The organism is Streptomyces sparsus (assembly GCF_054776295.1).
Map to the genome: position 1 here is coordinate 1 of NZ_BAAHCA010000327.1, position 4,922 is coordinate 4,922.

4 protein-coding genes and 1 pseudogene are annotated in these 4,922 nt (G+C 71.2%); all 5 read right to left on the reverse strand.

Features of this window, described 5'->3' with window-relative positions; all coding sequences use genetic code 11:
• The coding region (secF, locus tag ACYVE9_RS15560; RefSeq protein WP_461028444.1) for a protein translocase subunit SecF at positions 1–1,084 on the reverse strand (1,084 nt) is incomplete at its 3' end.
• 1 nt (position 1,085) lies between these two features.
• Complete coding sequence (gene secD, locus ACYVE9_RS15565) at positions 1,086–2,855, reverse strand: protein translocase subunit SecD (RefSeq protein WP_461028445.1); 1,770 nt, start codon at positions 2,853–2,855, stop codon at positions 1,086–1,088.
• 113 nt (positions 2,856–2,968) lie between these two features.
• Positions 2,969–3,430 carry a preprotein translocase subunit YajC gene (gene yajC, locus ACYVE9_RS15570; protein ID WP_461028446.1) on the reverse strand — a complete coding sequence of 154 codons (462 nt, stop codon included), beginning with the start codon at positions 3,428–3,430 and terminating at the stop codon, positions 2,969–2,971.
• 162 nt (positions 3,431–3,592) lie between these two features.
• Positions 3,593–4,669: a Holliday junction branch migration DNA helicase RuvB gene (gene ruvB, locus ACYVE9_RS15575; protein WP_461028447.1), complete on the reverse strand. Its 1,077-nt coding sequence runs from the start codon at positions 4,667–4,669 to the stop codon at positions 3,593–3,595.
• 52 nt (positions 4,670–4,721) lie between these two features.
• Positions 4,722–4,922: pseudogene (locus tag ACYVE9_RS15580) on the reverse strand (Holliday junction branch migration protein RuvA); the annotation flags it as partial.

Here is a 4,922-nt window from a genome sequence, read left to right on the forward strand (position 1 = left end):
CACCCGCCGGGGCGGCGTCCTGCACCTCGTCGGCGTCCTCGGTGTCGTCCGCCGCGGGGGCGGGGCCGTCGGTCGGCGCGGCGTCCGAGGGCTCCTCGTCGCCCTCCTCGGCGCCGCCCCGGGCAGCGCGCTTGGCCAGCACCCGCCGGTCGTGCGCCTTGACCTCGGGGTCGCGGTTCTTCAGGTCGACGACCACCGGTGTGGCGATCATGATCGACGAGTAGGTTCCGGCGGTGAGGCCGACGAACAGGGACAGCGCGATGTCCTTGAGCATGCCGCCGCCGAGCAGGCCGGCGCCGATGAACAGCAGTCCGGCGACCGGGAGAAGCGCGACGATGGAGGTGTTGACCGACCGGACCAGGGTGGAGTTGAGGCCGAGGTTGGCCAGCTCCGGGTAGGTCCGGCGGTTCTGCTTGTCCAGCGTGCGGGTGTTCTCGGAGACCTTGTCGAACACCACGACCGTGTCGTAGAGCGAGTAGCCGAGAATGGTCAGCACACCGACCACCGTGCCCGGTGTCACCTCGAAGCCGACGAGCGCGTACACGCCGACGGTGATCACCAGGTCGTGCAGCAGCGCGACGAGCGCGGCGACGGCCATCCGCCACTCGAAGGCGATGGCGAGGTAGACACTCACCAGCACCAGGAAGATGACCATGCCGGTGAGGGCTTTGCTGGTCATCTGCTCGCCCCAGCTGGGGCCGACCAGCTCGGCGTCGAGATCGGCCGTGGCGATGCCGAGTTCCTCCGCCAGCGCCTCGCGGGTGCTGTTGGAGGTGTCGGTGTCCAGGCCGGTGACGGTGATGCGCAGAGCGTCGCTGCCCAGGCGCTGCACCCGGGCCTCGTTGCCGGAGGCCGATTCGGCGGTCTCCCGGGCCTCCTCGACCGTGAGCTGGGTGGGCGGGGTGGTGAAGACCGCGCCGCCCTGGAACTCCACGCCCATGAAGAGGCCCTTGCCCAGCAGACCGCCCAGGGAGATGGCGATCAGCAGGACCGAGACGGCGTACCAGATCTTGCGGCGGCTGATGAAGTCGAACGCCGCCTCACCCCGGTAGAGCTTGCCGCCGAGTTCGCCGATCCGTGACATCTCAGGCCTCCTTCGGTTCGGCGGGAACGGTCGCCGCGCGACGGCCGCGGATGGGGGACTTCGCACCCAGTCGCTTGGGGTCCAGGCCGGACCACGAGTGGCCGCTGGAGAAGAACTCGCGGCCGGCCAGCAGGCTGGTCAGCGGCTTGGTCATGAGGAACACCACCACCACGTCGAGCAGCGTGGTCAGGCCGAGGACGAAGGCGAAGCCCTGCACCGAGCCGACAGCGGCGAAGAACAGCACCACGGCGGCGAGGAACGACACCACGTCGGAGATGAGGATGGTGTGCCGGGCGCGCGGCCAGGCCCGTTCGATGGCCGGGCGGATCGAGCGGCCCTCGCGGACCTCGTCCCGGATGCGTTCGAAGTACACGATGAACGAGTCCGCGGTGATGCCGATCGCGACGATGGCGCCGCACACGGCCGGCAGGCTCAGCGCGAAGCCGATGGCCGGGCCGAGCAGCGTCATGATGACGTACGTCAGCCCGCCCATGGCCAGCAGGCTGGCGATGGCCACCAGGGCGAGTACGCGGTAGTAGAAGAACAGGTACACCGCGACCAGCGCGAGGCCGATGGCACCGGCGATCAGACCGGCCTTCAGCTGCTCGTCACCCAGCGACGGCGAGATGGTGACGACGTTGGACTCCTCGAAGCTGATCGGCAGCGCGCCGAACTTCAGCACGTTGGCCAGCTCGGCCGAGGACTCCTGGTTGAAGCTGCCGGTGATCTCGGCGCTGCCGGAGATACGGGTGCTGACGCTGGGCGCCGAGACGACCTCACCGTCGAGCGTGATGGCGAACTGGTTCTGCGGCGAGGGCAGCTGGGCGATGCGCCCGGTGACGTTCGCGAACTTCTTCGACCCGGCGGAGGTGAACTCCATCGTGACGATCCACATGGTGCGCTGCGGGTCGAAGACGGCCTCGGCACCGGACACGTCGGTGCCGGGGACCTCGACCTTGCCGAGCGCGTACTTGAACTGGCCCTCGCGGTCGCAGGCGACGACGGACTCGGACGGGCCGGCGGCGGCCACTTCCTGGCCGGCCTCGGCGCGGGCCTCCTTCGTGGAGCAGTCCAGCTCCTGGAGCTCCTTGGCCAGCTCGGCGGGCACGTCCTGCTGCTGCGGCAGGCCAGGCTGCTCCGGCTCGGCGGGCGGGGAGGCCGGGGCTGAGGGAGAGGGGGTCTCCGCGGCGTCGGCCTTAAGCGCGTCGGTGAGCGCCCGGCCCTGGGTGGTGGCGTCCGGGGACGGGGAGCCGGACGGAGCGGCGCTCTCGCCCTCGTTGTCCTGCCCCTCGTCGGCTCCGCCGTCACCGCCGGCCGACTCGGAGGGGCTCGGCGTGGGCTCGCCCGGTGCGGGCGCCCCGACCGGGGCCGTCGTCAGCACGGTGCGGAAGCCCAGCTGCGCGGTGGTGCCGACCTGCTCCCGGGCCTGCTCCTCGTCGGTCCCCCGGGGGATGTTGACGACGATGTTGCGTTCGCCCTGGGTCGCCACCTCTGCCTCGGACACACCGAGACCGTTGACGCGCCGCTCGATGATCGAGGCGGCGGTCTTCATGTTCTCCTCGGTGACCGCGTCCTTCTTGCCGGGCTCGTCCTTCGCGGTGAGCGTGATGCTGGTGCCGCCCGCGAGGTCGATGCCCAGCCGGGGCGTGTTCGCGCCGGTGAGCAGCATGCCGCCGGTGAGAACGACGGTCAGCAGGATCATCAGCGTCAGCGCGCGCCACGGCTTGCCGGGCGCCCCCGGTGACCTGCGGCGCTTCTTCGGTGTCGCCACCTTCTCGTTTCTCCCTGTCCAGCCGCCCGCGCGCGGTGGTCACCGCGCGGCGCGAAGTGGTGTGCGGAACGTGCGACGCCGCCGGGACCTGTGGGTTCCGGCGGCGGATGCGGCTACTTGGAGCCGTCTTCACCGTCCCGCTTGGTGTCCCTGGGCTCCCCGTCGTCGGCGGCGGCGTCCTTGGTGTCGTCGTCGCCCTTGCCCAGGTCGATCTTCTTGTCGTCGTCGGTGTCCCCGGTGACGGTGAGCGAGGACGCGTCGTCGGGTACGACCGGCGCCTCCTCGACCTCCGTCTCACCACTGACGATGCGCTCGTACTCCGCGTCCTCCAGGACCGCGCCCACGGCGTTCTTGGCGTACAGCGCGTGCAGGCCGGGGGCGATCTCCAGCAGGACCGTGTCCTCGCCCACCTCCTTCACGCGGGCGTACATGCCGCCGATCGTGCGGACGCCCGTTCCGGGCTGCATCTGGTCGCGCATGTTGACGGCCTGCTGCTGCTTCTTCTTGGCCGACCGGGTCATCAGGAACATGGCGCCGATGAGCACGATGAAGGGGAGGAGAATTGCGATATCCACGGCGGAGGAATTTCCTTCGTATGACCGCGGGGAGCGGCCTGGGGGTATGGGGACGGTCGCGCCGAACGTGACGGACGGCGTCGGCGGAGTCTAAGCGACCCGCACCTGTGGAACAACGTCCAGCATGGCACTGGGGTTCCGGTCGGTGCGAGCACCAACAGGTCACGCTCCGAACAGCCCGGCTTGCCCCGGTGTTCCGCCGTGCTGCGGACCGCCCTGCTGCGGCGGTGTCAGGCCGAGGTGCGCCCATGCGGCCGGTGTCGCCACCCGGCCGCGCGGGGTGCGGGCCAGCAGTCCCTCCCGGACGAGGAACGGCTCGGCAACCTCCTCGACCGTCTCCCGCTCCTCCCCCACCGCGACGGCGAGCGTGGAGAGGCCGACCGGGCCGCCGCCGAACAGTTTGAGCAGTGCCTCCAGCACCCCGCGGTCGAGCCGGTCCAGGCCGCGGGCGTCGACCTCGTAGACGGCCAGCGCCTGCTGCGCGATCCGCCGGGTGATGGCGCCGTCCGCCTTGACCTGGGCGTAGTCCCGGACGCGGCGCAGCAGCCGGTTGGCGATGCGCGGCGTGCCCCGGGAGCGGCCGGCGATCTCCGCGGCGCCCTCCACGTCGGTCGTCACGTCCAGCAGCCCGGCGGAGCGGTGGATCACCCGTTCCAGTTCGGCCGGTTCGTAGAACTCCATGTGCGCGGTGAACCCGAAGCGGTCGCGCAGCGGCGGCGGCAGCAGGCCCGCCCGGGTGGTGGCGCCGACGAGGGTGAACGGCGGCAGCTCCAGCGGGATGGCGGTGGCGCCCGGCCCCTTGCCGACGATGACGTCGACCCGGAAGTCCTCCATGGCCATGTAGAGCATCTCCTCGGCGGGCCGGGACATGCGGTGGATCTCGTCGAGGAACAGCACCTCGCCCTCCTGGAGGGAGGACAGGATGGCGGCGAGGTCACCAGCGTGCTGGATCGCGGGGCCGGAGGTGATGCGGATGGGGGCACCCATCTCGGCCGCGATGATCATGGAGAGGGTGGTCTTGCCCAGTCCGGGCGCTCCGGAAAGCAGCACGTGGTCCGCGGTCGCGCCGCGCTGGCGGGCGGCCCGCAGGACCAGGTCGAGCTGTTCGCGGACCTTGGTCTGGCCGACGAACTCGTTGAGGTCCTTCGGCCGCAGAGCGGCCTCCACCGCGGTGTCCTCGTGGTCGGCTGCGGCACCGACCAGCCGCTCGGCGTCGGCTGCTTCGTCGTCCCAGGTCATGGCCGGATCTTTCGTCGGGTGTCGGGGCGTCGCATGTACTGGCGGCCGGCCGTCAGCGGGTGCGGTTCAGGGACTGGAGTGCGGCGCGCAGCAGTTGAGGCACCGGTGGTGCGCCGCCCTCGGCGAGCGCGGCCTCCGCCTGCGGGGCGACCGCGTCCACCGCGTCGTCGGCCTCCCGGGGCTGGTATCCCAGCCCGATCAGCGCGGTGTGCAGCTGCTCGCGCCAGCCAGCGGCGGCGGCGGCCGACGCGGT